General features: G+C 55.2%; 24 protein-coding genes and 2 tRNA genes. 16 read left to right on the top strand and 10 right to left on the bottom strand.

Going from position 1 to position 26388, the window contains the following annotated elements:
- Positions 1 to 18 precede the first annotated feature (18 nt).
- Together rssB and rssA are read right to left on the bottom strand one after the other, a co-directional pair.
- Positions 19 to 1035 carry a two-component system response regulator RssB gene (gene rssB / locus B4M48_RS09920; RefSeq protein ID WP_071668865.1) on the bottom strand — a complete coding sequence of 339 codons (1017 nt, stop codon included), beginning with the start codon at positions 1033 to 1035 and terminating at the stop codon, positions 19 to 21.
- A gap of 101 nt (positions 1036 to 1136) precedes the next feature.
- Positions 1137 to 2036: a patatin-like phospholipase RssA gene (gene rssA / locus B4M48_RS09925; RefSeq protein WP_039384669.1), complete on the bottom strand. Its 900-nt coding sequence runs from the start codon at positions 2034 to 2036 to the stop codon at positions 1137 to 1139.
- A 96-nt stretch (positions 2037 to 2132) separates the two neighbouring features.
- On the opposite strand from rssA, the gene B4M48_RS09930 reads away from it, so the two are divergent.
- The 5 genes from B4M48_RS09930 to xthA all read left to right on the top strand — a co-directional run bounded on the left by B4M48_RS09930 (position 2133) and on the right by xthA (position 4815).
- Complete coding sequence (locus B4M48_RS09930) at positions 2133 to 2588, top strand: YchJ family protein (RefSeq protein ID WP_039384671.1); 456 nt, start codon at positions 2133 to 2135, stop codon at positions 2586 to 2588.
- A 56-nt stretch (positions 2589 to 2644) separates the two neighbouring features.
- Positions 2645 to 3493, top strand: a complete 849-nt coding sequence (gene purU, locus B4M48_RS09935; RefSeq protein ID WP_039384674.1) for a formyltetrahydrofolate deformylase — start codon at positions 2645 to 2647, stop codon at positions 3491 to 3493.
- 157 nt (positions 3494 to 3650) lie between these two features.
- A tRNA-Tyr gene (locus tag B4M48_RS09940) sits at positions 3651 to 3735 on the top strand.
- Between the two features lie 43 nt (positions 3736 to 3778).
- Positions 3779 to 3863 (top strand) — tRNA-Tyr (locus tag B4M48_RS09945).
- A 145-nt stretch (positions 3864 to 4008) separates the two neighbouring features.
- Positions 4009 to 4815 (top strand): exodeoxyribonuclease III, encoded by an 807-nt coding sequence (gene xthA, locus B4M48_RS09950; protein ID WP_108569369.1) that lies wholly within the window; start codon positions 4009 to 4011, stop codon positions 4813 to 4815.
- Between the two features lie 33 nt (positions 4816 to 4848).
- Here the strand turns inward: xthA and B4M48_RS09955 are convergent, their stop codons facing one another.
- The 3 genes from B4M48_RS09955 to B4M48_RS09965 all read right to left on the bottom strand — a co-directional run bounded on the left by B4M48_RS09955 (position 4849) and on the right by B4M48_RS09965 (position 7762).
- Positions 4849 to 5148: a YnjH family protein gene (locus tag B4M48_RS09955; protein WP_039384678.1), complete on the bottom strand. Its 300-nt coding sequence runs from the start codon at positions 5146 to 5148 to the stop codon at positions 4849 to 4851.
- Positions 5145 to 7064, bottom strand: coding sequence for a DNA topoisomerase III (locus B4M48_RS09960; protein ID WP_039384680.1), 1920 nt, complete (start codon positions 7062 to 7064; stop codon positions 5145 to 5147). The genes B4M48_RS09955 and B4M48_RS09960 overlap by 4 nt, the downstream gene beginning before the upstream one ends.
- Before the next feature lie 146 nt (positions 7065 to 7210).
- Positions 7211 to 7762: an NAD(P)H nitroreductase gene (locus B4M48_RS09965; protein ID WP_288656510.1), complete on the bottom strand. Its 552-nt coding sequence runs from the start codon at positions 7760 to 7762 to the stop codon at positions 7211 to 7213.
- 171 nt (positions 7763 to 7933) lie between these two features.
- On the opposite strand from B4M48_RS09965, the gene sppA reads away from it, so the two are divergent.
- From sppA to pncA, 3 genes are all read left to right on the top strand, one after another.
- A complete protein-coding gene (sppA, locus tag B4M48_RS09970; protein ID WP_071668866.1) occupies positions 7934 to 9790 on the top strand; it encodes a signal peptide peptidase SppA in 1857 nt (618 codons plus the stop codon).
- Between the two features lie 84 nt (positions 9791 to 9874).
- A complete protein-coding gene (gene ansA, locus B4M48_RS09975) occupies positions 9875 to 10888 on the top strand; it encodes an asparaginase (RefSeq protein ID WP_039384688.1) in 1014 nt (337 codons plus the stop codon).
- Positions 10889 to 10903: 15 nt separating this feature from the next.
- Positions 10904 to 11512 carry a bifunctional nicotinamidase/pyrazinamidase gene (gene pncA / locus B4M48_RS09980; protein ID WP_039384690.1) on the top strand — a complete coding sequence of 203 codons (609 nt, stop codon included), beginning with the start codon at positions 10904 to 10906 and terminating at the stop codon, positions 11510 to 11512.
- 30 nt (positions 11513 to 11542) lie between these two features.
- Here pncA and B4M48_RS09985 read toward each other — a convergent pair whose 3' ends face one another.
- Both B4M48_RS09985 and msrB read right to left on the bottom strand, forming a co-directional pair.
- Positions 11543 to 11824 (bottom strand): YeaC family protein, encoded by a 282-nt coding sequence (locus tag B4M48_RS09985; RefSeq protein WP_039384691.1) that lies wholly within the window; start codon positions 11822 to 11824, stop codon positions 11543 to 11545.
- A gap of 1 nt (position 11825) precedes the next feature.
- Positions 11826 to 12236 (bottom strand): peptide-methionine (R)-S-oxide reductase MsrB, encoded by a 411-nt coding sequence (msrB, locus tag B4M48_RS09990; protein WP_039384692.1) that lies wholly within the window; start codon positions 12234 to 12236, stop codon positions 11826 to 11828.
- A 338-nt stretch (positions 12237 to 12574) separates the two neighbouring features.
- Here msrB and gapA point away from each other — a divergent pair, with 338 nt between their 5' ends.
- On the top strand, positions 12575 to 13573 hold the full coding sequence (gene gapA / locus B4M48_RS09995; RefSeq protein WP_039384694.1) for a glyceraldehyde-3-phosphate dehydrogenase: 999 nt from the start codon (positions 12575 to 12577) through the stop codon (positions 13571 to 13573).
- 72 nt (positions 13574 to 13645) lie between these two features.
- Complete coding sequence (locus B4M48_RS10000; protein ID WP_288656515.1) at positions 13646 to 14530, top strand: D-hexose-6-phosphate mutarotase; 885 nt, start codon at positions 13646 to 13648, stop codon at positions 14528 to 14530.
- On the opposite strand, the gene B4M48_RS10005 is transcribed toward B4M48_RS10000, so the two are convergent.
- Both B4M48_RS10005 and B4M48_RS10010 read right to left on the bottom strand, forming a co-directional pair.
- Entirely contained in the window at positions 14527 to 15375 is an 849-nt protein-coding gene (locus B4M48_RS10005; RefSeq protein WP_369826775.1) for an aldo/keto reductase, read from the bottom strand. The genes B4M48_RS10000 and B4M48_RS10005 overlap by 4 nt on opposite strands.
- Positions 15376 to 15436: 61 nt before the next feature.
- A complete protein-coding gene (locus B4M48_RS10010) occupies positions 15437 to 16186 on the bottom strand; it encodes a MipA/OmpV family protein (protein ID WP_414692668.1) in 750 nt (249 codons plus the stop codon).
- A gap of 412 nt (positions 16187 to 16598) precedes the next feature.
- Here B4M48_RS10010 and yeaG point away from each other — a divergent pair, with 412 nt between their 5' ends.
- The 6 genes from yeaG (at position 16599) to B4M48_RS10040 (ending at position 25317) form a co-directional block, all read left to right on the top strand.
- Positions 16599 to 18533 carry a protein kinase YeaG gene (yeaG, locus tag B4M48_RS10015; protein ID WP_065649162.1) on the top strand — a complete coding sequence of 645 codons (1935 nt, stop codon included), beginning with the start codon at positions 16599 to 16601 and terminating at the stop codon, positions 18531 to 18533.
- Positions 18534 to 18621: 88 nt separating this feature from the next.
- Complete coding sequence (locus B4M48_RS10020; RefSeq protein WP_039384703.1) at positions 18622 to 19899, top strand: YeaH/YhbH family protein; 1278 nt, start codon at positions 18622 to 18624, stop codon at positions 19897 to 19899.
- Between the two features lie 227 nt (positions 19900 to 20126).
- Positions 20127 to 21854: a potassium/proton antiporter gene (locus B4M48_RS10025; protein ID WP_039384705.1), complete on the top strand. Its 1728-nt coding sequence runs from the start codon at positions 20127 to 20129 to the stop codon at positions 21852 to 21854.
- Positions 21855 to 21930: 76 nt separating this feature from the next.
- On the top strand, positions 21931 to 22164 hold the full coding sequence (locus B4M48_RS10030; protein WP_039384706.1) for a DUF1480 family protein: 234 nt from the start codon (positions 21931 to 21933) through the stop codon (positions 22162 to 22164).
- A 374-nt stretch (positions 22165 to 22538) separates the two neighbouring features.
- On the top strand, positions 22539 to 24005 hold the full coding sequence (wbaP, locus tag B4M48_RS10035; protein WP_039384708.1) for an undecaprenyl-phosphate galactose phosphotransferase WbaP: 1467 nt from the start codon (positions 22539 to 22541) through the stop codon (positions 24003 to 24005).
- 118 nt (positions 24006 to 24123) lie between these two features.
- The gene (locus tag B4M48_RS10040) at positions 24124 to 25317 is read left to right on the top strand and encodes a multidrug effflux MFS transporter (RefSeq protein ID WP_039384710.1); all 1194 of its coding nucleotides are present in this window, start codon (positions 24124 to 24126) and stop codon (positions 25315 to 25317) included.
- Here the strand turns inward: B4M48_RS10040 and dadX are convergent.
- Positions 25310 to 26380 carry a catabolic alanine racemase DadX gene (gene dadX / locus B4M48_RS10045; RefSeq protein ID WP_288656518.1) on the bottom strand — a complete coding sequence of 357 codons (1071 nt, stop codon included), beginning with the start codon at positions 26378 to 26380 and terminating at the stop codon, positions 25310 to 25312. The genes B4M48_RS10040 and dadX overlap by 8 nt on opposite strands.
- Between the last annotated feature and the right edge of the window lie 8 nt (positions 26381 to 26388).

Consider the following 26388-nt stretch of genomic DNA (forward strand, 5'->3'; position numbering starts at 1 on the left):
AACCCGCTGTTTAACTGCTTATTCTTCACCCGATAACATCAGACGTAGCCTGCCGCCGGCACCCCAGACGTGGCACTGCCAGGCACCGGTATGCTGAGAAATCTGATTAAGATGGGTCCCCCCCATCGTACCCAGCGGTACACCGCTGTTTAACTGCAGCTGCTGCGTTTCCAGGTGCAGCGTGGCATTAAGCCCTGCTGAAACCAGAATTAATTTACGCAGTTCGCGATGATAATATCCCACCAGAAGCGGGAACTGCCCGGTAAGGTTTGCCTGGCGCAGCAGCATATTCACCTGACGCAGCAGACCGTTGAGTTCCGGCAGCCGATGATGCTGTCCGGACAGCTGCTCCTGCAGTAAACCGTTGAATAGCGCCCGCAGCAGCAGCGCGGCCAGCACGCCGTTGTCGCCCGCCCGGGTAACATCGAGACAGTAAAAGGCGAGATCTTTATCGGAGAGCGCAGCGATATCCAGAACCAGCCCTGGCTGTTCCGCCATGGTGAGCTGTCGGTAGTTGATGCGGCAGTGCGCAATGGTTTGCTGCACCGGCGGCTGCAGCTGCTTCAGCAGTTTTGCCGCGGCGATCGGATCGCGGGCCAGCGCATCCCAGTCCTGAAACAGCTGCTCATCCTCCTCCACTTTCGAGGTGAACATCGAGGGATAAAGACACTCAAAAACAGCCTCGCGGAAGCGTTCGATATTTTTCAGGGGTTTCAGTAATACATCCTGCACGCCAAGCCGCAGCACATGCGCGATATCAGCCATATTCTGGGTAGCAGATATGACCAGTACAGGCACCGTATTCCCCTGACTGCGCAGATGCTCAACAAACGCAATACCGCCCATCCGGGGCATTTCCAGATCGCAAATCACCAGATCGGCGCTGTGCGACGACAGAATGTCGAGGCCTTCCAGCCCATCGCCGGCCTGCAGGGCTGTTGCCCCCAGACTGGTCAGTACATTTTCCAGCAATGAACGGAAAACGACCTCATCTTCGACAATGAGTATCTTTTTGCCGAGTAGTGGTTTTTCCATTCTCTCCCCCTGCGTACCAGATATTGCAATAGTGGTTCATAAAATGCAGTTGCGCCTTTAATTATTGTCATCAGCGACAACCCCCCTGAATGAACAACTGACTATCTGCTACGGACCAGTGGTAATAGTTCATCCATTTTTTTCTCTACGGCCGCCTTACCGGCAGCCATCGCCTCTTCAGCACGATGAAAATCCAGCGTTGAAATCTGCGGACAAAACGGCTGAATCAGCACATCCGGCGGATCGCCCGCCATACGGTTACGTTTCAGGCGGTTTTCCAGCACCTGAATTGAGGTCGACATGATCTCCATTGCGCCAGGTGACTGCGCCGCGCGCTGGCGGGAAAATCCCATCAGACGCTGACGTAATTTTTTACCCCACGAGAGCGCCTCTGCCGCGTCATCGCCGTTTTCCGGCGTTACCGACAGCAGATCCTGCTGCATCAGATGCGCATCATGCTGAAGATCGACCGCAATAACAATGTCGGCGCCAAGTGCGCGCGTCAGGGAGATGGGCACCGGGTTTACCACCGCGCCATCCACCAGCCAGTATCCATTGTAGCCAACAGGTGGTAATAAGCCTGGCATACTACAGGAAGCGCGCACGGCCTGATGCAGATCGCCTTCAGTCAGCCAGAGCTCACGGCCGGTACTCAGGTTGGTGGCAACCACGCCAAACGGTTTCAGGCCGCCGTCAATCTGGTCATGCGGGATCAGCTGGCGAATATGACTGAAAACGCGATCGCCGCGTAACAGTCCCCCGCGCTGCCAGGAGAGATCCATCAGGCGTATAACATCCCAGTAGCGAAACGCGCTGACCCACTTCTCCATCTTTGCCAGGTGACCATTGGTGTAGGCGGCACCAACCAGCGCGCCGACTGAGCAGCCCGCTACCACATCAATTTCAATACCGGCACGCTCCAGCGCATTGATGACGCCGATATGCGCCCAGCCCTTCGCGGCGCCCGATCCCAGAGCCAGTCCAATCTTGACCTTTCTCATCTTACCTCGTGATGCTGCTGGTACGTAGCATCATGCCACGCAGTCGGCTACCATAGCGCACGCCTATGATAACGTTAACCACTCTCAGGAGATGATGTGTCCGAAAAGTGCCCCTGCTGCAGCGGGAAGCAGTATAGCGTATGTTGTCAGCCCTTTTTAAACGGCGAGGCCATCCCGCTAAGTGCTGAACAGCTGATGCGATCTCGCTATACGGCCTACGCCACGGGTAATGCAGTTTATCTGACAGAAACCTGGCACGCCAGCCAGCGCAGCGTCGATCTGACGGCGCGTTTATCTGAAAGTTTTGCCGGTACAACGTGGCTCGGACTAAATGTAACCTGTTGTAATCATGGCATCCATGAGAACGAAGCCTTTGTGACCTTTTTTGCGCGCTACCGCGAAAAAGAGCGCGAGTCAGCGATCGCTGAACGTTCACGCTTTCTTCGGGAGGAGGGTCGCTGGTACTATGTGGATGGAACAGCGCCAGCAATCGGGCGTAACGATCGCTGCCCCTGCGGCTCTGGCAAAAAATACAAAAAATGTTGTGGCTGATATCCGCTTCGCCGCAATGGTAATACCCTTATCGCTTTGACAGGACCTTGACTGAGATGCAAGCGCAAACACTGCAACGAAAAGTTTTACGGACCATTTGCCCTGATGCTAAAGGTCTGATCGCCAAGATCACCAACATTTGCTACAAGCATGAACTCAACATTGTGCAAAACAATGAGTTTGTCGATCACCGCACCGGCCGCTTTTTTATGCGCACCGAGCTGGAAGGCATTTTTAACGACAATACGCTGCTGGCCGATCTGGATAGCGCTCTGCCGACCGGTTCGGTGCGTGAGTTGCACACTGCCGGTCGCCGCCGCGTCGTTATTCTGGTCACAAAAGAGGCGCACTGCCTGGGTGACCTGCTGATGAAAAGCGCGTTTGGCGGTCTGGATATGGAGATCGCTGCGGTGATCGGCAATCACGATACGCTGCGCTCGCTGGTAGAACGTTTTGATATTCCTTTTGTGCTGGTCAGCCATGAAGGCAAAACGCGCGAAGAGCATGACAACCGCATGGCGGAAGAGATCGATCGCTATCAGCCTGATTACGTGGTGCTGGCAAAATATATGCGCGTGCTGACTCCTGCTTTTGTGCAGCGCTACCCTAACCAGATCATCAATATTCACCACTCGTTCCTGCCAGCTTTTATCGGCGCGCGTCCTTATCATCAGGCGTATGAACGCGGCGTTAAAATCATTGGCGCAACGGCGCATTACGTCAATGACAACCTGGACGAAGGTCCAATCATTATGCAGGATGTCATTAACGTGGATCACAGCTATACCGCTGAAGAGATGATGCGCGCCGGACGCGATGTGGAAAAAAACGTGCTGAGTCGCGCGCTCTATAAAGTGCTCGGCCAGCGCGTGTTTGTTTATGGCAACCGCACGATTATTCTTTAAGCGCGGCGTTTTGGCGCCAGGGCGCTGAATTGTCTAACTCTTCAGCGCTACGCGTAAAAAACGGGCAAACAGGTTTTATTTTTACATCCGGTGCTTTACAGGCGGAACGCATTTGATATGATGCGCCCCGCCTTCAGGCACAAAGATTCAGGCAAGTGGCGGGATTCCCGAGCGGCCAAAGGGAGCAGACTGTAAATCTGCCGTCATCGACTTCGAAGGTTCGAATCCTTCTCCCGCCACCATCTGAATCACTCTGCAGTGCCTGAATCTGAGCTTTATATCCCAGGCGGGATTCCCGAGCGGCCAAAGGGAGCAGACTGTAAATCTGCCGTCATCGACTTCGAAGGTTCGAATCCTTCTCCCGCCACCATCTCCTGTTCCGTTCGCTACATCCTGAAAAAACTCAGTTTGCTCTTCCCCTCTGATACTGTGCTGCCTGCTCCGCTTCGGGCATGACTTTTTGCCAAAAAGCCGTTACCATCGCGCCGCATACAGGTTATTAAAATGGCAGCGATATGAAATTTGTTTCATTCAACATCAACGGGTTGCGCGCCCGCCCTCATCAGCTGGCCGCGCTGGTGGAACAGCATCAGCCTGAGGTTATCGGCCTGCAGGAAACCAAGGTTCACGATGAGATGTTCCCACTGGAAGAGGTCAGCCAGCTCGGCTACCACGTCTTCTATCATGGGCAAAAAGGTCACTACGGCGTCGCGCTACTTACCAAAAACGCACCGGTACGGGTCATGCGCGGTTTTCCGGGCGATGACGCTGACGCCCAGCGACGCCTGATTATGGCGGAGATACCGAGCCCGGCAGGTAACATCACCGTTATCAACGGCTATTTCCCGCAGGGTGAAAGCCGCGACCACCCGCTTAAATTCCCGGCTAAAGAGAAATTCTACCGCGATCTGCAGAGCTATCTGATGGAGCACGCTGCCGCTGACAAGCCGGTGCTGATCATGGGCGACATGAATATCAGCGCCACTGACCTGGATATCGGGATTGGTGAGGAGAGCCGCAAGCGCTGGCTGCGTACCGGAAAATGCTCGTTTCTGCCGGAAGAGCGTGAGTGGATGGATCGGCTGCTGCAGTGGGGTCTTACCGATACCTGGCGCGCCAGAAACCCGACGACAAACGATCGCTTTTCCTGGTTCGACTACCGCTCGCGCGGATTTGATGACAACCGCGGACTGCGCATCGATCTGCTGCTGGCCAGTCAGCCGCTGGCCGCGCGCTGCGTCGATGCCGGTATCGATTACGCCATTCGCGGCATGGAAAAACCTTCTGACCATGCTCCCGTCTGGGCGACGTTCGATCTGTAAACGTCAGGCGTGGCGCCGGCGCGCCACGCTTAACTATTTAATGATTTTCCACAGCAGCGGATTGGTCCCCAGCACCTTTTCATCCCGCGAGCACTGCAGCAGTACCCCTTCGGCCTTAACCACTGCGCCTTCTGAATAGCTGCGGTTTTCATAAATGCAGCACTGAAGGCAGCTGTTTTGCTGACGATTCTGGCCCTGCGTCCAGACTTCCGCCGGCATATCCACCACCACATCCGTATTACCCGTCCGCCCCGGCTCCGGCATCCGGTTTGCCAGCGCTGTAGTGCTGCAGATCAGCAGCGCCAGCGCCACCCCTGTTGTATACCCGCTCATTGCGTCTCCTTTGGCTTTCGCCGCTGTTTTTTGGCTTTCGCGCGCGCTGGCGAAGCGGCCGCCAGCCCTTTGAACGCCTGCAAAGAAGGCCGCTGCCGCGCCTCGCCAATCAGCGTGGTCAGCGTTGACACCAGCGGCTGCATAAACTCATCATAGCGGCAGCTTTTTTCGCTGATGCGCGTCAGGGTTGACTCCCACTGCGCCGTCATATCCGGCCGCGCCGCCATTTCCGGCAGCGCATGGATCAGGGCTCTGCCCGCCTCCGTTGAGTGGATATAGCGCCCTTTTTTAACCAGGAAGGTGCGGCGAAACAGCAGTTCAATAATGCCGGCCCGCGTCGCCTCCGTTCCTAAACCATCGGTCGCACGCAGCACTTTCTTTAATTCTTTATCCTGCACAAAGCGCGCAATGCCGGTCATGGCGGATAACAGCGTGGCATCAGTAAACGGCCGCGGCGGCTGGGTCTGCTTCTCCAGCAGTTCACCGCGCTCGCACAGCAGGGTATCGCCTTTAGCGACGACCGGCAGCGGCGTGCCGTCATTCTCTTCGTCACGCTCTTTATTCCCGAGCAGCGCGCGCCACCCCGCTTCCGCCAGAAACCGCGCTTTTGCAACAAACCGGCCACCACCGATCTCCAGATCGATAACGCATTTGCGGAACTGCGCATCCGGGCAGAACTGCATCAGATATTGCCGGGCAATCAGCGCATAGATCCGGGCCTCATTGTCGCTGAGTGCGACTTTGCCGGTACGCGCGGTGGGAATGATAGCGTGATGCGCATCGACCTTTTTATCGTCCCAGCAGCGGTTTTTCTGTTCCGTATTGAAGTCAGCAGGTGGCGTGAGATCGGGCTGATGCACAGCGATCGCTTTCAGCACGGCATGACGACCGGCGTAGTGCTCATCAGGGAGATAGCGGCTATCCGAACGCGGATAAGTAATAAGCTTATGCGTCTCATAGAGGCGCTGACAGCAGTCCAGCACGCTCTGCGCGCTCAGCCCGTAACGCTTTGCGGCTTCAATCTGCAGGCTGGAGAGCGAAAACGGCAGCGGTGCGGTTTCCGATTCACGCCTGTCGTTATAGCCGGTCACCTGCGCGGGCTGTCCCTGAATACGCGCCAGCACATGCTCTGCCAGCGGCCGGTGCAGGACGCGCCCCTCTTCATCCTGCCAGGGTTCGCAGGCGTCGCTTGGCACCCAGCTGGCAACGAAGCGCTCCTCTTTTGGCGTGACGACATGCGCTTTTACTTCAAAATAGTCTTTGGGCACAAAGTGCTCGATCTCTTCATCACGTCGCACGACCAGTCCGAGCACCGGCGTCTGCACGCGCCCCACCGACAGAACGCCATCATAGCCGGCGTTACGCCCCAGCAGGGTCCAGGCGCGCGTCATATTGATGCCATACAGCCAGTCAGCGCGTGAACGCGCCAGCGCTGAGACGCAAAGCGGGATGAATTCGCGGTTTTCGCGCAGCCGGCTCACCGCACGCTCAACGGCCGCCGGATTAAGATCGTTGATCAGGCAGCGCTGCACCCGCTGGCGCTTACCGGCCGGCAGCTGCAGATAGTCCAGCACCTCATCCACCAGCAGCTGACCTTCGCGATCCGGATCGCCGGCGTGCACGATTTCGCTGGCCTGCTGCAGTAAGCCTTCTATGGCTTTCAACTGTTTCGCTACCGAGGGGCGCGGCTGCAGACGCCACTTTTCAGGAATAATAGGCAGATCGGCCAGGTTCCAGCGGGCATAGCGGCTGTCGTAGCTATCAGGCTGCGCCTGCTCCAGCAAATGCCCGACGCACCAGGTCACCACCTGATCGTTGCCGCAGGCGATATAGCCCTCTCCGCGGCGATGCGGCTTTGGCAAAACATCTGCGATGGCGCGCGCCAGGCTCGGTTTTTCAGCAATAAATAGACGCATGGAAGGCGCAAATCCTTTCTTTTAGCTTTAACGAAAACAGTGAAGCGATGGTAGCCTGGCGGCCTGCTGGAGGTAAGCTTTCTCTGCACGGATGCGGCGCTTTTGCGCACGACGCCTGCAATTCTGCCAGATTGCAGGCGAGAGAATCAAAACCAGGAGACAAACTCTGTGGTATCCGGTGCGACAACTGTGGTGCTGGCTTTAAGCTGCGGCGTGCCGAGATAGAGAAAGCCCACAATGGCATCTTTTTCTTTGCAGTTGAACGCCGCCCGCACGTGAGGATGGTCGGTCCAGGGGCCACTGCGCCAGATGCCGTTATACCCCTGAGCCAGCGCGGCCATCTGCATCGCCATAACGGCACAGCCCGCAGAGACAACCTGCTCCCACTGCGGCACTTTTTCAGAGGGCTTGTAGTCTGCAATTACCGTTATCACCATGGGCGCACGAAACGGCGCCGCCGCCGCTTTCGCGATGGCTTTTTCATCCAGCGCGCTCTCGCGGGCGGCCTGCTCCAGCACGCGGCTTAGCCGGTCCCGTCCCTCATTCTCCGCAATAATGAAACGCCACGGGCGCAGCGTACCGTGGTCGGGTGCCCGCATACCGGCATGCAGAATATTTTGCAGCACCTCACCTGCCGGAGCGGGTTCAGTCAGTCGCGAAGCTGAGCGGCGATTGGTTAATAACTCCAGTGCATCCATAAGGGTTCTCCTGTGCCTTTTGATGATGTGCTAATCCTGGCACAGCGCGATCTTTTGTAACAGTCTGGTGCGAATTCCTGCTGACTTTTCAGCCGCTGCTCTTTAGGATGATGCCGATATCGGGGTCCGCACGCCTGCTGCCGGCCCTGGCTACGTGAATATGGAGAGTTTATGCGCACATTGTGGCGAATGATTACCGGTCTGTTCCGCTGGAGCTGGCGGGTTCTGAATTTTATCCGGGAATTTATCCTTAACCTGTTTCTGATTGTCCTGATCCTGGCCGGTGTCGGCATCTGGCTGCAGCTGTCGAGCGCCGGCAACAGTGAACCGGTCCAGCAGGGAGCATTAAAAGTCGATCTTAGCGGTATGCTGGTGGATAAACCTTCAGTGAGTAACCGTCTGAGCCGCATCAGCCGTCAGCTGCTGGGCGCGAACAGCGATCGCCTGCAGGAAAACTCCTTGTTTGATGTGGTTGATGCGATTCGTCAGGCTAAAACTGACAGCAATATCACCGGTATCGTGCTGGATCTGCGCGATTTTGCCGGTGGCGATCAGCCCTCTCTGCAGTATGTCGGTAAAGCGCTGCGGGAGTTTCGCGACAGCGGTAAACCGGTTTATGCGCTGGGTGACAGCTACAGTCAGGCGCAGTATTACCTGGCCAGCTTCGCGAATAAAATCTGGCTCTCCCCTCAGGGTACGGTTGACCTGCACGGCTTTGCGACCAACGGCCTCTATTACAAAACGCTGCTGGAAAAGCTGAAGGTCTCTTCCCACGTTTTCCGCGTAGGCACCTATAAGTCAGCCGTTGAACCGTTCCTGCGCGACAATATGTCACCGGATGCACGCGATGCGGACAGCCGCTGGATCACTCAGCTATGGCAAAATTATCTCAATACGGTGTCGGCCAACCGTCAGATTACGCCAGAGCAGCTCTTTCCCGGTGCGGCAGGCGTGATCAGCGGACTGGAGGCGGTACAGGGTGACACCGCTAAATATGCGCTGAATAACAAACTGGTGGATACGCTGAGCTCACGCGCGGCGGCTGACCAGGCGCTGGCGAAAACCTTTGGCTGGGACAAAGCAAATAATGACTACCGCTATGTCAGCATCTATGACTACCGTCTGAAACAGCCAGCGCAGCAAAAAGGCAACATCGCGGTGATCCTCGCCAGCGGTGCGATCATGGATGGAGAAGAGAGCGCAGGCAATGTCGGCGGTGATACGACGGCCGCACAGATCCGTGAAGCACGCCTCGATCCCGCCATTAAAGCTATCGTGCTGCGGGTAAACAGCCCGGGCGGCAGCGTCACCGCATCGGAAGCGATTCGTGAAGAGCTGGCCGCCGCGCATGAAGCCGGTAAGCCGGTGGTGGTCTCCATGGGAGGCATGGCCGCATCGGGAGGTTACTGGATTTCAACGCCGGCAGATTACATCATCGCCGCGCCTTCTACGCTGACCGGTTCAATTGGCATTTTTGGCGTGATTAATACGGTCGAAAACAGCCTGGACGCAATCGGTGTACATACGGATGGCGTAGCCACCTCACCGCTCGCTGATGTGGCTACCACCAAAACGCTGCCTGCAGAGGTACAGCAGCTGATGCAGCTGACGATTGAGAATGGCTATCGCAATTTCATCGGTCTGGTTGCTGCGTCGCGCCATAAGACGCCTGAGCAGATTGATGCGATTGCACAGGGCCATGTCTGGACCGGCAGCGATGCCAAAGGTAATGGTCTGGTTGACGCGCTGGGTGATTTTGATGACGCCGTGGCGAAAGCTGCCTCGCTGGCCAGCGTGAAACAGCCTGCGCTGAACTGGTATCAGGATGAACCCGGTATGCTTGATCTGCTGCTTAATCAGATGAGCGCCTCGGCGCAGGCGGTACTGCCCGACGCGCTGAAAATCTGGCTGCCCGCACCGGTGCAGGATGTTGTCAGCGCCATGCAGTCGCAGCCGGGCCTGCTCGGTAAGCTTAACGATCCGCAAAATCGTTACGCCTTTTGTCTGAATTGCGGCAGCGTTCGCTAATTTTACAGCCCGGCCGCTGGTCGGGCTGCTTTTCCCTGTCAATCCCCTTATACTGCGCGTTTTACGGCAAGTCTGAGTACACTCATGCAAAAGAAAAATATCTATGTAGCCTACACGGGCGGTACTATCGGGATGCAGCGCTCTGCGCAGGGCTATGTACCGGTATCAGGCCACCTTCAGCAGCAGCTGGCCAATATGCCTGAGTTTCACCGGCCGGAGATGCCGGATTTTACGATTCATGAATACGCCCCGCTTATCGACTCCTCTGATATGACGCCGCAGGACTGGCAGGCAATCGCAGATGATATCCGCCAGAATTATGACGCCTATGACGGTTTTGTTATTCTGCATGGAACCGATACCATGGCTTTCACCGCATCGGCTCTCTCCTTCATGCTGGAAAATCTGGCAAAACCGGTCATCGTCACCGGATCGCAGATCCCGCTGGCGGAACTGCGCTCTGACGGTCAGCAAAATCTGCTGAACTCCCTCTACGTGGCGGCTAACTATCCGATCAATGAAGTGGCACTGTTTTTCAATAACACCCTGTTCCGCGGTAACCGTACCACCAAAGCGCACGCCGACGGCTTTAACGCCTTCGCCTCGCCAAATCTGTCGCCGCTGCTGGAAGCGGGTATCCATATCCGCCGTCTGAACACCTCTCCCGCGCCACAGCAGACGGGCGAGCTGGTGGTTCATCCCATTACCCCGCAGCCTATTGGCGTGGTCACCATTTATCCGGGCATCTCTGCAGACGTGGTGCGCAACTTCCTGCGCCAGCCGGTTAAGGCGCTGATTCTGCGCTCTTATGGCGTGGGCAATGCGCCGCAAAATGCGGAGTTCCTGCATGAGCTGCAGCAGGCGAGCGAACGCGGGATTATCGTGGTTAACCTGACGCAGTGCATGTCCGGCAAAGTGAATATGGGCGGCTATGCCACTGGCAATGCGCTGGAGCATGCTGGCGTGATCAGCGGTTTTGACCTCACCGTTGAGGCCACGTTAACAAAACTGCACTATTTATTGAGTCAGGACCTTAGCCCCGATGAAATTCGTGCCAGAATGCAGCAGAACTTACGTGGCGAACTGACTGAAGATTGAACGGAGCAAAATGATATGAAGCGGGCATTGGTAATTATCGATATCCAGAATGACTTTTGCCCCGGCGGTCCGATGGCCGTGCGCGAAGGTGATCAGACTGTGGCGGTAGCGAATCGCTATGCGCGTGAGTTTCGCCAGCGCGGCGAATGTGTTGTGGCCCTGCAGGACTGGCATCCGGCAAATCATGGCAGCTTTGCCTCAGTGTCTGGTGAGCCTGTCTACACGCTGGGTGAGCTTAACGGGCTGGCGCAAATCTGGTGGCCGGACCATGGTATCGAAAACAGCCCGGGCGCAGATTTTCATCCCGACCTCGATCGCTCCCTGATTGACGCCGTATTTCACAAAGGTGGAGACGTTGATGTCGACAGTTACAGCGCCTTTTTCGATAACGGACACCGGCGCAAAACTGAACTGGATAACTGGTTGCGCGAACGCGATATCACGCATCTGGTTATGCTGGGGATTGCGACTGACTACTGTGTGAAATATAGCGTGCTGGATGCGCTGGAGCTCGGGTATCACGTTCAGGTCGTTAAAGAGGGCTGCCGCGGCGTGAATCTCAATCCGGAAGACAGTGACATTGCGCTGGCGCAAATGCAGGCGCAGGGTGCGGAAATAATCTGAAAAACAGGCTGGGTATTCCAGCCTGTTTTCTTAGTGCAGATTGATGCGCGTGACATCCGGCTCGATGCCAAACTCTTCTTTCAGCTGCTTTTTAGATTTCGTCACAATATCTCCCCCTTTGGCAATGCTCATATGCTGAGGTGAGTCGTTATGACGCGCCTGCCACAGCATGACCAGCTGCAGACAGTGCTCGCGCTGCTCCTGCGTTAATGCAACACCATCAGGCCATTTACCCGTCTCAACGGCGGTTGCCAGACGTGCATAGATCTCAGGCGTCATCGCATCCAGCATCGCATTCAGTTCCTGATTCATTCTATCCCTCCTGCTGTTTGCCCTGTTCGTCAGTAAAGCTCAGCGAGGCGGAGTTAACGCAATAGCGCTCACCGGTAGGCTGCGGGCCATCCGGAAAAACATGCCCCAGATGCGCGTCACAGCTGCCGCAGCGGATCTCAACCCGGTGCATGCCGTGCGAGTCGTCTTCAAGGTAGCGTATCGCCTCATCGCTGACCGGCTGGTAGAAACTGGGCCAGCCACAGCCTGAATCATATTTGCTTTCTGACAGAAACAGCGGTGCCTGACAGACCAGACAGTGATAAATGCCATCCTGCTTGTTGTGCAACAGCGCGCCGGTAAAGGGTGGTTCAGTACCCCGATGCTGCGTGACGTAGCGCTGCATTTCCGACAGCTGGCCGATTTTTGCTTCAGATGCGGTATCTTTTGCCATTTTTGCTTCCAGAGTATCTTTCTGTAGAAATCAGCTACTATTCTAACAAACGGACAACATTGCCCGACGTTTTTTTTGTGCGAACTTTTCTGCCCTGGTCGCTGCAGCGTGGTTTTGTGATGACGATCACTCTTTGTGACAAACTTCCCTTTTCACACGCTAATCAGCGTAAGATAGACGCGCTGTAAAATCGGCGCGCAAGCGGTTGCAATACAGATTATTCCTGGCGTTGGAATTGACCTGTCGCAACAATTGACACGATTCCGCTTGACGCCTGGTAAGGTTTTTGTAATTTTACAGCCAACCTTTTATTCACTAACAAATAGCTGGTGGAATATATGACTATCAAAGTAGGTATCAACGGTTTTGGCCGTATCGGTCGCATCGTTTTCCGTGCTGCTCAGCAGCGTTCAGACATCGAAATCGTCGCGATCAACGATCTGCTCGACGCCGATTACATGGCTTACATGCTGAAGTACGATTCTACCCATGGTCGTTTTGACGGCACCGTAGAAGTACAGGATGGCGCGCTGATTGTTAACGGCAAAAAAATCCGTGTTACCGCTGAGAGAGACCCGGCTAACCTCAAGTGGGACGAAGCAGGCGTTGACGTTGTTGCTGAAGCAACCGGGATCTTCCTGACTGACGAAACCGCACGTAAGCATATCTCTGCCGGTGCAAAGAAAGTGGTTCTGACCGGTCCATCTAAAGATGACACCCCGATGTTTGTACGCGGTGCCAACTTTGATAAATATGCTGGCCAGGATATCGTGTCTAACGCATCCTGCACCACCAACTGCCTGGCACCGCTGGCAAAAGTCATCAACGATAAATTCGGTATCGTTGAAGGCCTGATGACCACCGTTCACGCCACCACTGCTACCCAGAAAACCGTTGATGGTCCGTCACATAAAGACTGGCGCGGCGGCCGCGGTGCAGCACAGAACATCATCCCATCGTCTACTGGCGCAGCAAAAGCGGTTGGTAAAGTACTGCCAGAGCTGAACGGTAAACTGACCGGTATGGCTTTCCGCGTTCCTACGCCTAACGTCTCTGTGGTTGACCTGACCGTTCGTCTGGAAAAAGCAGCGACCTACAAAGAGATCTGTGAAGCTATCAAAGCGGCTTCAGAAGGCGAAATGAAAGATGTACTGGGCTATGTTGAAGATGACGTGGTTTCTACTGACTTCAACGGCGAAGTACTGACTTCAGTATTCGATGCCAAAGCAGGTATCGCGCTGAATGATAACTTTGTGAAACTGGTTTCCTGGTACGATAACGAAACCGGTTATTCCAACAAGGTTCTCGACCTGATTGCTCTGGTTGCTGCTAAATAAGCGACCAGGCTATATCAATAAGGGTGACTTCGGTCGCCCTTTTTTTTCGACCAGATAAACAGAGGCTGAACGATGCCAAATACGCTTTTTACACTGCCTGTGACAGAGCAGATAACCCCTTACCTGTCGCTGCGTCAGCAGGATGACCTGCCGGTCGTGATTATCAGTCATCCGAAAGTTCGTGCGGCTATCGCGCTTCAGGGCGCGCATCTGCTCGCCTGGCAGCCCAGCGGTCAGCAGCCTGTTCTCTGGCTGAGTGATAAAAGTGCGTTTAAAGCAGGTAAAGCGATTCGCGGCGGCGTGCCGATCTGCTGGCCGTGGTTTGGCCCTGCCGGTGAACCGGCTCACGGATTTGCCCGCACCCAGCCATGGACGCTGACAGCACACGATGAAAATTACGATGCCGTCATGCTGACCTTTACGCTGGAAAGTAACAGCCAGACGAAAAAGCTCTGGCCTCACGACTTTACGCTGCTGGCCCGTTTCCGGCTGGCCGATCAGTGCGAGATTGAACTTGAAGCCTGGGGCGATTTCGACGCGACAGCCGCGCTGCATGCTTATTTTAGCGTAGCGGATATCGCTGAGACCGCAGTCAGCGGGCTGGGTAAGACGTTTATCGATAAAGTGGCGGATAACTCACCGGGTGAAAACAGTAGCGGCGTACAGCGCTACCCGGGACGGATTGACCGTATTTATACTGCGCCTGACGAGTGCAGCGTGATCAAAGACAGCAGCGGCGGCAGGCAGATTGAAGTTTATCACCACTATCAAAGTGACGTTGTCACCTGGAACCCGGGTCCTGAACTCTCCTGCAGCATGGCGGATATGCCGAATGATGGCTACAAGCGCATGGTCTGCGTCGAGACGGCGCGCATCACTAAGCCGCTAAAAAGCGCGGGCGAAACACCTGCCCGCCTGGGGACAACCTTACGCGTGCGCAGCGCTAAGCCAGCTTAAACCACATCCAGCGGCACGCGCTGCTGCGGAGCAGGAAACAGCTGGTCGAGCAACGCGATCTCTTCGGCGCTGAGCGTGATGTTCAGCGCCGCAGCGTTTTCCTGAACGTGCGCGACGCTGCCTGCTTTAGGTATCGCTATGAGACCCTCATGCCGGATCGCCCAGCTCAGCAGCAGCTGCGCCACACTAATCTGCTTATCCCGTGCCAGCGCCAGCAGCTGCGCATTATCAAACAGCGCCTGTCGCAGCCGCCCCGCCTGGGCCAGAGGGCAATAAGCCATTACCGGCATGGCGCGCTGCTGGCAGAGCGGCAGCAGCGTATGCTCAATGCCGCGGGATGCAAGATGATACAGCACCTGGTTCGTCGCGCAGGAGAAGCCGCCCTCTTCTGCCCACAGCTCTTCCATATCATCGCTGTCAAAATTTGATACGCCCCAGCTGCGTATCTTTCCCTGCGCCACCAGTTTCTCCATGCCGCGAAGGGTCTCCTCCAGCGGGATATTACCGCGCCAGTGCAGCAGATAAAGATCGAGGTAGTCGGTTTTAAGTCGCTGCAGGCTGCGCTCACAGGCTCCGGTGATATCAGCTTCGCTGGCGTTCCACGGATAGACTTTGGAAACCAGCCAGGCGCTATCACGTCGTCCCTGCAGCGCTTCACCCACCACTCTCTCAGCTTCCCCGTCAGCGTACATTTCGGCCGTATCTATCACCTGTAATCCGGCAGCAAGCCCCGCCTGCAGCGCAGCGATCTCCTGAGCACGCAGCGCGGGGTTTTCCCCCATATACCAGGTTCCCTGCCCGATAGCGGGCAGCGAAGCACCATTGATCCAGACGTTTTGCATCATCCCTCCTGCGCGGTACGGCTATAAAAAAACAACGCCTGATATCAGGCGTTGCGATAGTGCATCAGAAGCTGTAGCTGAGGCCGGTCCAGAGCGTGACCTGGCCGTTTTTATCGACCATCGGGCTGTCTTTAACCTCATCATCAAAGCGAGTGTAGCGCCCGGAAAAACTGGCGTTCCAGTTTTGGGTAAGCTGGTAGCTGGCGTTCAGCTCGACATAGGGCGACCAGCTGTCATCGGGCCGGTAGGTGGTGATACCGCTACGGGCACTCTCATGCGAAGAGACGCCGTAGTAGTAACGGTTTTGATTTGCGCTGTTCCACAGGGCCCCGATACCGGGCGTCAGGCTGAATGCGCCAAACTCAAAGCGGTAGAGATACGTCAGATCCCAGATGATGCCATTACTGTTATTCAGCACATCACCCAGTAATGCCGTGCGCAGGATGCCCCACTCTGCAACATGACGATAAGTGCCACCCGCCATTAGCGTCATCCGGCGCTTATCCAGAGATTTCATATCGCCAAGATCGTTATCATCCGGGTCATACTGCTGTGGCGAACCGAGCAGCGTCAGCGACAGCTGATTCTGCGGGTCTTTCCACAGGTAATAGCCGCCCTGCAGGCTGCGAAACCAGAAGTTTTCGCCTTCATAGTTGATAACCGGTACGGGCAGATAGCGATCCTGTCCGCCACGATAAGGCGATTGAGCATAGATAACAGAGGCGCCCAGCGACAGCGGGTCAGCATGAGCAGTAAATGCGGTCACCAGCGCGGGAGACAGCAGCATAAACGCAGAAAGTTTAAAGGTGTTCACTATATATTTTGCCTGTTAAGTCACTAATTGCTTTTGCAGTCTAGCGAATATTTTGCAACAGAGGCAATCTGCTGTTAACCGTAATGGCTAATTCTGCCGCTCTTCACATCTTGCAGAAATTTACGCAGCTTATACCGAACAGAGTTGTTGGCATCTTTACAGGCCGTCTCCCATCCTCACAGGCGAATATTTCGCAAAACGATCGTGGCTTAAAACAATATGCGGAAATTTGCGCGTTTTTTGTGCGCTAATCGTTTAATCCTGCGCCACTTACTACTTGATCTTTATCCGATACACGCTCATAACAATAGAGAAGCAGAGAGATTTATATCCTTAAAATTGAGAGGTTGGCACCACTGTTTGTAAGGTTACGCTTATTGTTCCCAACAATTCTAACAGGACGGGCATCGCTATGAATATATTCGATCACTATCGTCAGCGTTATGAAGCTGCCAAGGACGAAGAGTTCACACTGCAGGAATTTCTTACTATCTGTAAGCAGGATCGCAGTGCATACGCCAATGCGGCAGAACGACTGTTAACGGCTATTGGTGAGCCCGTTATGGTTGATACCGCTCAGGAGCCACGCCTTTCCCGTATCTTCTCGAATCGTGTTATTGGCCGTTACCCGGCGTTTGAAGAGTTCTACGGTATGGAGGAAGCGATTGAACAGATCGTCTCCTACCTGAAACATGCGGCGCAGGGGCTGGAGGAGAAGAAGCAGATCCTCTATTTACTCGGTCCGGTGGGCGGCGGTAAATCCTCTCTCGCTGAACGTTTAAAAGCGCTGATGCAGCGCGTGCCTATTTATGTACTGAGTGCCGATGGCGAACGCAGCCCGGTTAACGATCATCCGCTGTGCCTGTTTAACCCGCAGGAAGATGCCAATATTCTGGAGAAAGAGTATGGCGTACCGCGGCGCTACCTTGGCACCATTATGTCGCCGTGGGCAGCAAAACGCCTGCATGAATTTGGTGGCGATATCACCCGCTTCAAAGTGGTAAAAGTGTGGCCATCAATTCTGGAACAGCTGGCTATCGCTAAAACTGAACCCGGTGATGAAAACAACCAGGATATCTCCGCGCTGGTAGGTAAGGTTGATATTCGCAAGCTTGAGAATCATGCGCAAAACGATCCGGATGCCTATGGTTACTCTGGTGCGCTCTGCCGCGCGAACCAGGGCATCATGGAATTCGTAGAGATGTTCAAAGCGCCGATTAAGGTGCTGCACCCGCTGCTGACTGCTACGCAGGAAGGCAACTACAACGGTACTGAAGGCATTTCCGCTCTGCCTTTTAACGGCATTATTCTGGCGCACTCCAACGAATCGGAGTGGGTCACCTTCCGCAACAATAAGAATAATGAAGCCTTCCTCGACCGTGTCTATATCGTTAAGGTGCCCTACTGCCTGCGCGTTTCAGAAGAGATCAAGATTTACGAGAAGCTGCTTAACCATAGCGATCTCACCACTGCGCCCTGCGCCCCTGGCACACTTGAAACGCTGGCCCGTTTCACTATCCTGTCGCGCATGAAAGAGCCGGAAAACTCCAGCATCTACTCGAAAATGCGGGTGTATGACGGTGAAAGCCTGAAGGATACCGATCCCAAAGCAAAATCCTGGCAGGAGTATCACGACTACGCGGGCGTCGACGAAGGGATGAATGGCCTCTCAACTCGTTTTGCCTTCAAAATTCTGTCGCGCGTGTTCAACTTTGATCACACTGAAGTGGCGGCTAACCCGGTTCACCTCTTTTACGTGCTGGAGCAGCAGATTGAGCGGGAGCAGTTTCCGCAGGATCAGGCAGAGAAATATCTGGAGCATCTGAAGGGTTATTTAATTCCGAAATATGCGGAGTTTATCGGTAAAGAGATCCAGACCGCTTATCTGGAGTCCTATTCTGAATATGGTCAGAATATCTTTGACCGCTATGTCACTTATGCCGACTTCTGGATCCAGGATCAGGAGTATCGCGATCCGGATACCGGGCAACTGTTTGACCGTGAGTCGCTTAATGCGGAACTGGAGAAGATTGAGAAACCAGCCGGTATCAGTAATCCAAAAGATTTCCGTAATGAAATCGTCAACTTTGTTCTTCGCGCCCGGGCGCAAAATAGCGGCCGTAATCCAAACTGGACCAGCTATGAGAAACTGCGCACGGTCATTGAGAAAAAAATGTTCTCCAATACTGAGGAGCTGCTGCCGGTTATCTCGTTCAATACTAAAACGTCTACCGATGAGCAGAAAAAACATGATGATTTTGTCGACCGTATGATGGAGAAAGGCTATACCCGCAAACAGGTGCGTCTGCTCTGCGAGTGGTATCTCCGCGTGCGTAAATCGTCATAATCGATCCGTAAGCCCGGCGCCTTGCGTGCCGTTAATCAGGCCGGAGAACCCTTTCCGGCCTGGCTTACACTGCAGTTGAGGGGAAACCATGGCCTATTTTATCGATCGGCGTCTCAACGGTAAAAACAAGAGTGCGGTCAACCGGCAGCGCTTTCTGCGCCGTTATAAGTCGCAAATCAAGCAGTCGATTTCCGAGGCCATCAACAAGCGTTCGGTAACCGATACAGAGAGTGGTGAGTCGGTGTCGATCCCGATTGATGACATCAATGAACCCGTATTTCATCAGGGTCGCGGCGGAAGCCGCCATCGTGTTCATCCCGGCAACGATCACTTTGTACAAAATGACCGTGTCGAGCGGCCTCAGGGCGGCGCGGGCGGCAGCGGCAGTGGTCAGGGCAACGCCAGCCAGGATGGTGAGGGGCAGGATGAGTTTGTCTTTCAGATATCGAAAGATGAGTATCTCGACTTACTGTTTGAAGACCTGGCGCTGCCGAACCTGCGCAAAAATCAGCATCGCCAGCTCAATGAGTTTAAAACGCACCGTGCCGGTTTTACCTCAAACGGCGTCCCGGCCAATATCAGCGTGGTACGCTCATTACAGAACTCGCTCGCCCGGCGTACAGCTATGACAGCAGGCAAGCGCCGTATGCTGCATGAGCTGGAAGCTGCCCTGCATGAGGTAGAAAACAGCGAGCCGGCGCAGCTGCTTGAAGAAGATCGACTGCGTCATGAGATTGCTGAACTGCGCGCGCGTATTGAACGGGTGCCGTTTATTGACACCTTCGATCTGCGCTACAAAAACTTTGAAAAACGTCCTGAACCCTCCAGTCAGGCGGTGATGTTCTGCCTGATGGACGTCTCCGGCTCTATGGATCAGGCCACCAAAGATATGGCCAAACGGTTCTATATTCTGCTTTACCTGTTCCTGAGTCGTACCTATAAAAACGTTGAAGTGGTGTATATCCGTCACCATACGCAGGCAAAAGAGGTGGATGAACAGGAGTTCTTCTACTCGCAGGAAACCGGCGGCACCATTGTTTCCAGCGCGCTGAAGCTGATGGATGAGGTGGTCAAAGAACGTTATGACCCGTCCCAGTGGAATATTTATGCGGCGCAGGCATCAGACGGAGATAACTGGGCAGATGATTCGCCGCTATGCCACGAGATCCTGGCGAAACATATTTTGCCGGTGGTACGCTATTACAGCTATATCGAGATCACCCGGCGGGCCCACCAGACTCTGTGGCGCGAATATGAACACTTACAGGCTATGTTTGACAATTTTGCTATCCAGCATATTCGTGAACCTGAAGATATCTACCCGGTATTCCGGGAGCTTTTCCACAAGCAGGCTGCCGAGGCCTGAATCGTAAGCCGGTCACTGACCGGCTTTTTTATATCTGATTACGACCTGTTTACCCGCAAAACGACCCGCCTGTTGCAGGATTTTCCTGTTTAATGTCATCATAGCTCGCATAAACAAAAAACAGGAAATTAAGCGCTGACAAGCCGTTGATAAGGCATTATCTTTTGAACTTATTTGTACGAATTGTTCGTGCTTGTCAGTTTTGCCCCGGTTGCAGGAGAATGCTATTGAATACCAGCATGATTTACAGTCTTTTTATTATTGGTTCCGTGCTGGTCGCTGCAAGCATTTTACTGAGCTCATTTTCCTCGCGTCTTGGCATCCCCATTCTGGTGATCTTTCTCGCGCTCGGTATGCTGACCGGTGTGGATGGCATCGGCGGTATCGCCTTCGATAACTACCCGGTAGCCTATCTGGTCTCCAACCTTGCGCTGGCGGTTATTCTGCTGGACGGCGGCATGCGCACGAAAGCCAGCTCGCTGAAAGTCGCGCTCGGTCCGGCGCTGTCGCTGGCAACAGTCGGCGTCATGATCACCGCCGGCCTGACCGGTTTGATTGCAGCCTGGCTGTTTAAACTCGACCTGATGCAGGGATTTTTGATTGGCGCCATTATCGGCTCAACGGACGCAGCAGCGGTTTTTTCTCTGCTGGGTGATAAAGGCCTCAACGAACGCGTCAGCTCTACGCTGGAGATTGAATCGGGCAGCAACGACCCGATGGCGGTATTTCTGACCATCACGCTGATTGATATGATCCAGCAGGGTCAGAGCGGCCTGAGCTGGATGTTTGTAGTACATCTGGTACAGCAGTTTGGTCTGGGCATCGTCTTTGGCCTCGGCGGCGGGTGGGCGCTGCAGCAGCTGGTTAACCGTATCAGCCTGGCTCAGGGGCTTTATCCGCTGCTGGCGCTTAGCGGTGGCATTATCGTATTCGCGCTGACTACGGTGATGGAGGGCAGCGGGATCCTCGCGGTCTATCTGTGTGGCTTTTTACTGGGCAACAGCCCTATCCGCAACCGCCACGGCATTCTGCAAACGTTTGATGGCATGGCCTGGCTCAGCCAGATCGGCATGTTTATTGTGCTGGGGCTGCTGGTGACGCCATCCGATTTGTGGCACATCGCCCTGCCGGCCATGATCCTCTCACTCTGGCTGATTCTGGTGGCCCGCCCGCTTTCGGTACTGGTCGGACTGCTGCCTTTCAAAGGATTCACCGGTCGGGAACGTATTTTTATCAGCTGGGTCGGCCTGCGCGGCGCCGTGCCGATCATCCTGGCCGTGTTTCCGATGATGGCGGGACTGGAGAATGCCAGACTCTATTTTAATATCGCTTTCTTTGTGGTGCTGGTATCACTGATGCTGCAGGGAACGTCGCTGGGTTACGCAGCGAAACGCGCCAGAGTGGTTGTTCCGCCGCTCGCCTCGCCTGTCAGCCGTATCGGGCTTGATATCCATCCGGAAAATCCGTGGGAGCAGTTTGTCTACCAGCTCAATGCCGACAAATGGTGTGTGGGCGCGGCGCTGCGCGATCTCAAAATGCCGCGTGAAACGCGCATTGCGGCGCTGTTCCGCGATAACACGCTGATGCATCCCAGCGGCGCTACCCGGCTAAAAGAGGGTGATGTACTGTGCGTCATAGGCCGCGAGCGCGATTTACCGGCGCTGGGTAAAATGTTCAGTCAGACGCCGCCGGTGGCCCTTGACCAGCGCTTTTTCGGCGACTTTATCCTCGACGCTGATGCACGCCTGCGGGACGTGGCACAGATTTATGGCCTGGAGCTGGATGATGAAACCAGCGATCAACAGTCGCTGGGGCAGCTGGTGATGAGCCTGCTCGGCAGCACGCCGGTGGTAGGCGACCAGGTGGAGTGGAAGCAGCTGACCTGGACCGTCGCGGAAAAAGAGGATAATAAAATCATGAAAGTCGGCGTGCGCGTCAGCGAAGAGCGAGAATAATCTGAGGTTTTAGCGCCCCTGAAGCGGTCAGCAGCGACTATGATTTTACTTATCAGTCAGCAAACGGGAGCAAAAAATGGGAACGGTAGTCAAAATTGGTCGCTATGAAATTGTTGATGCGGAGATGGGAGGCGATAAACCTGATACCGTCTCTATCCCCTGCCAGACTAACCCGGGCCTGAGCTATCAGCTTGATGGCTGGGATCATGAGACCAGCGTGCCGGCGTGGATTGATGGCGAGCCTGTCGATTTGAAAATTGGCCACTACGATAAAGAGCAGGATCGCTGGGTACTCAATCGCCCCGCCTGATCTCACCACACCGTCATGCCTGCGTATGGCGGTGATTCCTAAAAATTGCTGAAAAAAAACGCTTTTTTTGTCCTCTTTTTCATCACCATCTCTCTGTTTTCAATAACATAGCTGATAGTCCCTCAGGTCAATAATTTCCTTTTAAGAGTAATTCCATATTAACTCCGTCAGATTCCTCTTGCATACTCGTAAACGTTGCTGCTGTTTTCGTGACTTGTATCACGTCTTATCCGGCCCTTGCCGTGCAGCGCTTGAGTGATCACTAATGGTTAGTGTGCTGATAACAAAAGTTATTTTCCTGTCAGCCATTAACCCTGAGCGCGTACTTGATTCTGGTCAGGCCATCTTTTACTTAAGAAAAGAGAGCGGGTGTTATGGCAAGTACAATTGTAATGAATGACGCAAGCCGCTCATGGAGCGGCCTGCGCAAAAATCTCATTGCTAAAGTCGCATTAAGTCTTTCCGATCTTATTGCACTTAATCTGGCGCTGTTTTTATCCGCGGCTACCGTCCAGGGGATCTGGGGAGAGCTGGACAGCTTTATTCCGCCGCAGCAGATTGAGTACCGGTTTATCGCGCAGCTTGGCCTCTCGGTACTCTGCACCGCCTGGTTCTGGGTCCGGATGCGGCACTACACCTACCGCAAACCTTTCTGGTTTGAGCTGAAAGAAGTGGTTAAAACGCTGTTTGTTTTTTCACTGCTGGATCTGGCGCTGATTGCCTTTTCAAAATGGGACTTTTCACGCATGGTCTGGGTGTTCAGCTGGAGCTGGGCGCTGCTGCTGCTGCCGCTGATGCGCGCAATGGTAAAACGGGCGATCAGCCGTGCAGGACAGTGGCAGAAAGAGACCATTATCATCGGCTCAGGCAAAAATGCCCTGGAAGCCTATGCCGCGCTGCAGAGTGAAGAGATCCTTGGTTATAACGTGCAGGCGTTTATCTCACTGGATGATGAAAACACCCCGGATAAACTCAACGGCGTGCCGGTTATCACCCGCAAGGATATTAACTGGCAGACCATGGATCGCGATAACACGCAGTTTATCGTGGCGACCGAATATGAACAGCAGGCGGTGCGCGATCACTGGCTGAAGTTTCTCTCCAGAATGAAATGCCGCTCTGTCTCAGTGATCCCGACGCTGCGTGGCGTACCGCTTTACGGTACCGATATGTCATTTATCTTCAGTCATGAAGTGATGATTCTGCGCGTCAGCAATAATCTGGCCAAGCGCTCATCGCGCTTCCTGAAGCGCACCTTTGATATTGTGGTAGCGTCGCTGCTGCTGCTGTTTCTCGCACCGATATTTGGCCTGCTCTGCTGGATGGTGAAACGCGATGGCGGTAACGCTATCTACGGTCATGAGCGCGTAGGTCAGGATGGCGCAAAGTTTAAATGCCTGAAGTTTCGCTCTATGGTTACCAATTCGCAGGACGTCCTGCAGGCGCTGCTGGCCACCAGCGAAGAGGCGCGGGCCGAATGGGATCGTGACTTTAAGCTGAAAAACGATCCGCGCGTTACCCGCATCGGCGGCTTCCTGCGTAAAACCAGCCTCGATGAGCTGCCGCAGCTCTGGAACGTGATCCGCGGAGAGATGAGCCTGGTGGGGCCGCGTCCGGTTATCGAAGCTGAACTGGAGCGCTATGCCGGTGACGTTGATTACTACCTGATGGCCAAACCGGGTATGACCGGTTTATGGCAGGTAAGCGGTCGTAATGATATCGATTATGACACCCGCGTCTATTTTGATTCCTGGTATGTAAAAAACTGGGCGCTGTGGACCGATATTGCCATTCTGTTTAAAACCGCTGGCGTGGTACTGCGCCGCGACGGTGCCTACTGACCGCTCTCTGTGCGATGCCTGCCGTCCGGCAGGCATCGCCTTTTCACTTTAGCGCTTTCTTTTTATCCGCAGACTCATTACCCTTCTCGCCTGTTTAACAGGACGTTTCTGGTTCTTCATGCAAAAATTTACGCTTATTCTGCTGAGTCTGGTGCTGCTGGCTCCGCTCGGTATTGATCTCTACCTGCCTGTTCTGCCGCAGATTGCCGATGGCCTTAACGCCCCGGTGAGCCTGATCCAGCTTACCATCCCGCTGTTCCTGCTGGTGATGGGCATAGGTCAGCTGGTGACGGGGCCGCTGGTGGACAACTTTGGCCGCAAGCCCGTGGCGCTGGCTGGCCTGCTGCTCTATATCGTGGGCAGCGCCGTTGCGGCAACCGCCACGCTCTGGCCGGTATTTTTCCTGGCCCGCATTATTCAGGGCTGCGGCGTCTGCTGCAGCGCGGTGGTGGCATTCAGCGGCGTACGCGATCGCCTGAGCGGCGATGAGGCGGCACGCGCTTACGGATTTCTGAATGGCGCGCTAAACATCGTTCCGGCTCTGGCACCGCTGCTGGGCGGCCTTCTGGCGGAAGCCTATGGCTGGCGTGCACCTTTCTGGTTCCTGTGCAGCTATGCGCTGGCGATTGGCCTGCTGGTGATCGTGGCCTTACCGGAAACCCGGCCGGCGGATACGCTGCGGGTGAAGGGATTGCCGCTGGCGCAATATGGCGCGATTCTGCGCCAGCCGCGCTTTCTCGCTTTTGCGTTTGCCAATGCAGGCGCGCTGGGCATGGTGCTGACCTACGTCTCTCTGGCTCCGCATGTGCTGATGACTGAAGGCGGCCTGACGCCGCTGCAATTCTCATTTGCCTTTGGGGCCAACGGCTTCTGGATCATGCTGGTCAGCGCCTTTGTGAATAAAACGATCCGCAAAGCGGGCCGGCCATTTTGTCTGGCGATGGGCTTTATTACGATGCTGCTGGGGGCAATACTGCTGCTGGCGGGCGCTCACCTTCTGCCTGCTGAATGGCAGCCTCACTGGGCGCTCTATATGATCCCTGTGGCGGTCTCGGTGGCAGGCCTTGCCTTTACCGTTGGCCCGGCCACCAGCTATGCGCTGGAACCCTATCAGCAGCAGGCGGGTGTAGCCGCAGCGCTGCAGGGCTTTATTCAGATGGCGGGAGGCGCTGGCGGCAGCATGCTGATTGTTGCCCTGCCGGTCGCGGAAAAATCGTCACTGGCCCTGATGATGCTGACTGGCGCAGCGCTGGCACTGATTGCCTGGCGCTGCAGCCGTAAAATACGCGGCAGCGTGACCGCGCTTAAATAACCTCAACCGGCACGCGCGGGGCAAGCGCGCACATCAGCTCGTACCCGACCGTGCCGGCCGCTGCAGCAACGTCATCAATCTTCACGTCATTACCCCACAGCTCAACGGCGGTGCCGATACCCGCCTGCGGACAGGGTTCGAGATCGATCATCATCATATCCATCGACACCGTTCCCAGGGTGCGGGTGCGTACGCCGCCAACGGATACCGGTGTGCCGGTAGGTGCATGGCGCGGATAACCATCTGCATAGCCGCAGGCCACAATACCAATCCGCTGCGCTCCGCTGGCCCGGTAGCGATAGCCGTAGCCGACGCCGTCGCCCGCTGTCAGCTGCTGCACGCCGATAATTTCACTGCTCAGCGTCATAGCTGGCTGCAGCCCGGTACCGGCGATATCCTGCCAGCGACCGCTGGGTGAGGCGCCATACAGCACGATGCCGGGGCGAACCCAGTCATAATGCGTAAGCGGGTGCCACAACGTGGCGGCGGAGTTAGCGAGCGAACGCGGACAGTTCAGGCCTTCAGCTGCCTGCTCAATGCGCTGCAGTGGCCCGGCTACCCCCTCGGGATTATCGGCATCAGCGAAATGTGCCATCAGCGTGATCTCACCTACCCCCGGCAGCGCACGCAGTTTTTGCCAGGCGTTATGCACCTGTTCAGGGCGAAAACCGAGCCGGTTCATACCGCTGTTCATTTTCAGGTAAACATCCACGGGAGCAGAGAGCTGTACGGTCGCCAGCGCTTTGATTTGCCAGTTACTGTGCACGCTGGTGGTCAGCCGGTAGCGATCGATAAGCTTCAGATCGTCTGCGTGGAAAAAACCTTCCAGCAGCAGAATCGGTTTTTTCCATCCCTGCTCGCGCAGCAGAATAGCCTCTTCGAGATTGAGTAACGCAAAACCGTCGGTGCTCTCCAGCGCCTGCCAGACGCGGGCAATGCCGTGTCCGTAGGCGTTAGCTTTGACCACTGACCATACGTGTGACTGCGGCGCGGCCTGACGCACCACAGACAGATTATGACGCAGCGCCTGTCGGTTAACCGACGCGCGCACAGGACGTGACATAGTGTTAA

The organism is Pantoea sp. UBA6567 (genome assembly GCF_002434165.1).
Classification (GTDB): Bacteria; Pseudomonadota; Gammaproteobacteria; order Enterobacterales; family Enterobacteriaceae; genus Pantoea; species Pantoea eucrina.

Coding starts and splice junctions, on each gene's coding strand:
- purU (WP_039384674.1), top strand. CDS start 2,645: ATGCAAGCGCAAACACTGCAACGAAAAGTTTTACGGACCATTTGCCCT.
- B4M48_RS10040 (WP_039384710.1), top strand. CDS start 24,124: ATGCAAAAATTTACGCTTATTCTGCTGAGTCTGGTGCTGCTGGCTCCG.
- B4M48_RS10000 (WP_288656515.1), top strand. CDS start 13,646: ATGCCAAATACGCTTTTTACACTGCCTGTGACAGAGCAGATAACCCCT.
- pncA (WP_039384690.1), top strand. CDS start 10,904: ATGAAGCGGGCATTGGTAATTATCGATATCCAGAATGACTTTTGCCCC.
- wbaP (WP_039384708.1), top strand. CDS start 22,539: ATGGCAAGTACAATTGTAATGAATGACGCAAGCCGCTCATGGAGCGGC.
- xthA (WP_108569369.1), top strand. CDS start 4,009: ATGAAATTTGTTTCATTCAACATCAACGGGTTGCGCGCCCGCCCTCAT.
- dadX (WP_288656518.1), bottom strand. CDS start 26,380: ATGTCACGTCCTGTGCGCGCGTCGGTTAACCGACAGGCGCTGCGTCAT.
- B4M48_RS09965 (WP_288656510.1), bottom strand. CDS start 7,762: ATGGATGCACTGGAGTTATTAACCAATCGCCGCTCAGCTTCGCGACTG.
- sppA (WP_071668866.1), top strand. CDS start 7,934: ATGCGCACATTGTGGCGAATGATTACCGGTCTGTTCCGCTGGAGCTGG.
- ansA (WP_039384688.1), top strand. CDS start 9,875: ATGCAAAAGAAAAATATCTATGTAGCCTACACGGGCGGTACTATCGGG.
- B4M48_RS10020 (WP_039384703.1), top strand. CDS start 18,622: ATGGCCTATTTTATCGATCGGCGTCTCAACGGTAAAAACAAGAGTGCG.
- msrB (WP_039384692.1), bottom strand. CDS start 12,236: ATGGCAAAAGATACCGCATCTGAAGCAAAAATCGGCCAGCTGTCGGAA.
- B4M48_RS10005 (WP_369826775.1), bottom strand. CDS start 15,375: ATGATGCAAAACGTCTGGATCAATGGTGCTTCGCTGCCCGCTATCGGG.
- B4M48_RS09985 (WP_039384691.1), bottom strand. CDS start 11,824: ATGAATCAGGAACTGAATGCGATGCTGGATGCGATGACGCCTGAGATC.
- yeaG (WP_065649162.1), top strand. CDS start 16,599: ATGAATATATTCGATCACTATCGTCAGCGTTATGAAGCTGCCAAGGAC.
- B4M48_RS09960 (WP_039384680.1), bottom strand. CDS start 7,064: ATGCGTCTATTTATTGCTGAAAAACCGAGCCTGGCGCGCGCCATCGCA.
- B4M48_RS09955 (WP_039384678.1), bottom strand. CDS start 5,148: ATGAGCGGGTATACAACAGGGGTGGCGCTGGCGCTGCTGATCTGCAGC.
- gapA (WP_039384694.1), top strand. CDS start 12,575: ATGACTATCAAAGTAGGTATCAACGGTTTTGGCCGTATCGGTCGCATC.
- rssB (WP_071668865.1), bottom strand. CDS start 1,035: ATGGAAAAACCACTACTCGGCAAAAAGATACTCATTGTCGAAGATGAG.
- rssA (WP_039384669.1), bottom strand. CDS start 2,036: ATGAGAAAGGTCAAGATTGGACTGGCTCTGGGATCGGGCGCCGCGAAG.
- B4M48_RS10030 (WP_039384706.1), top strand. CDS start 21,931: ATGGGAACGGTAGTCAAAATTGGTCGCTATGAAATTGTTGATGCGGAG.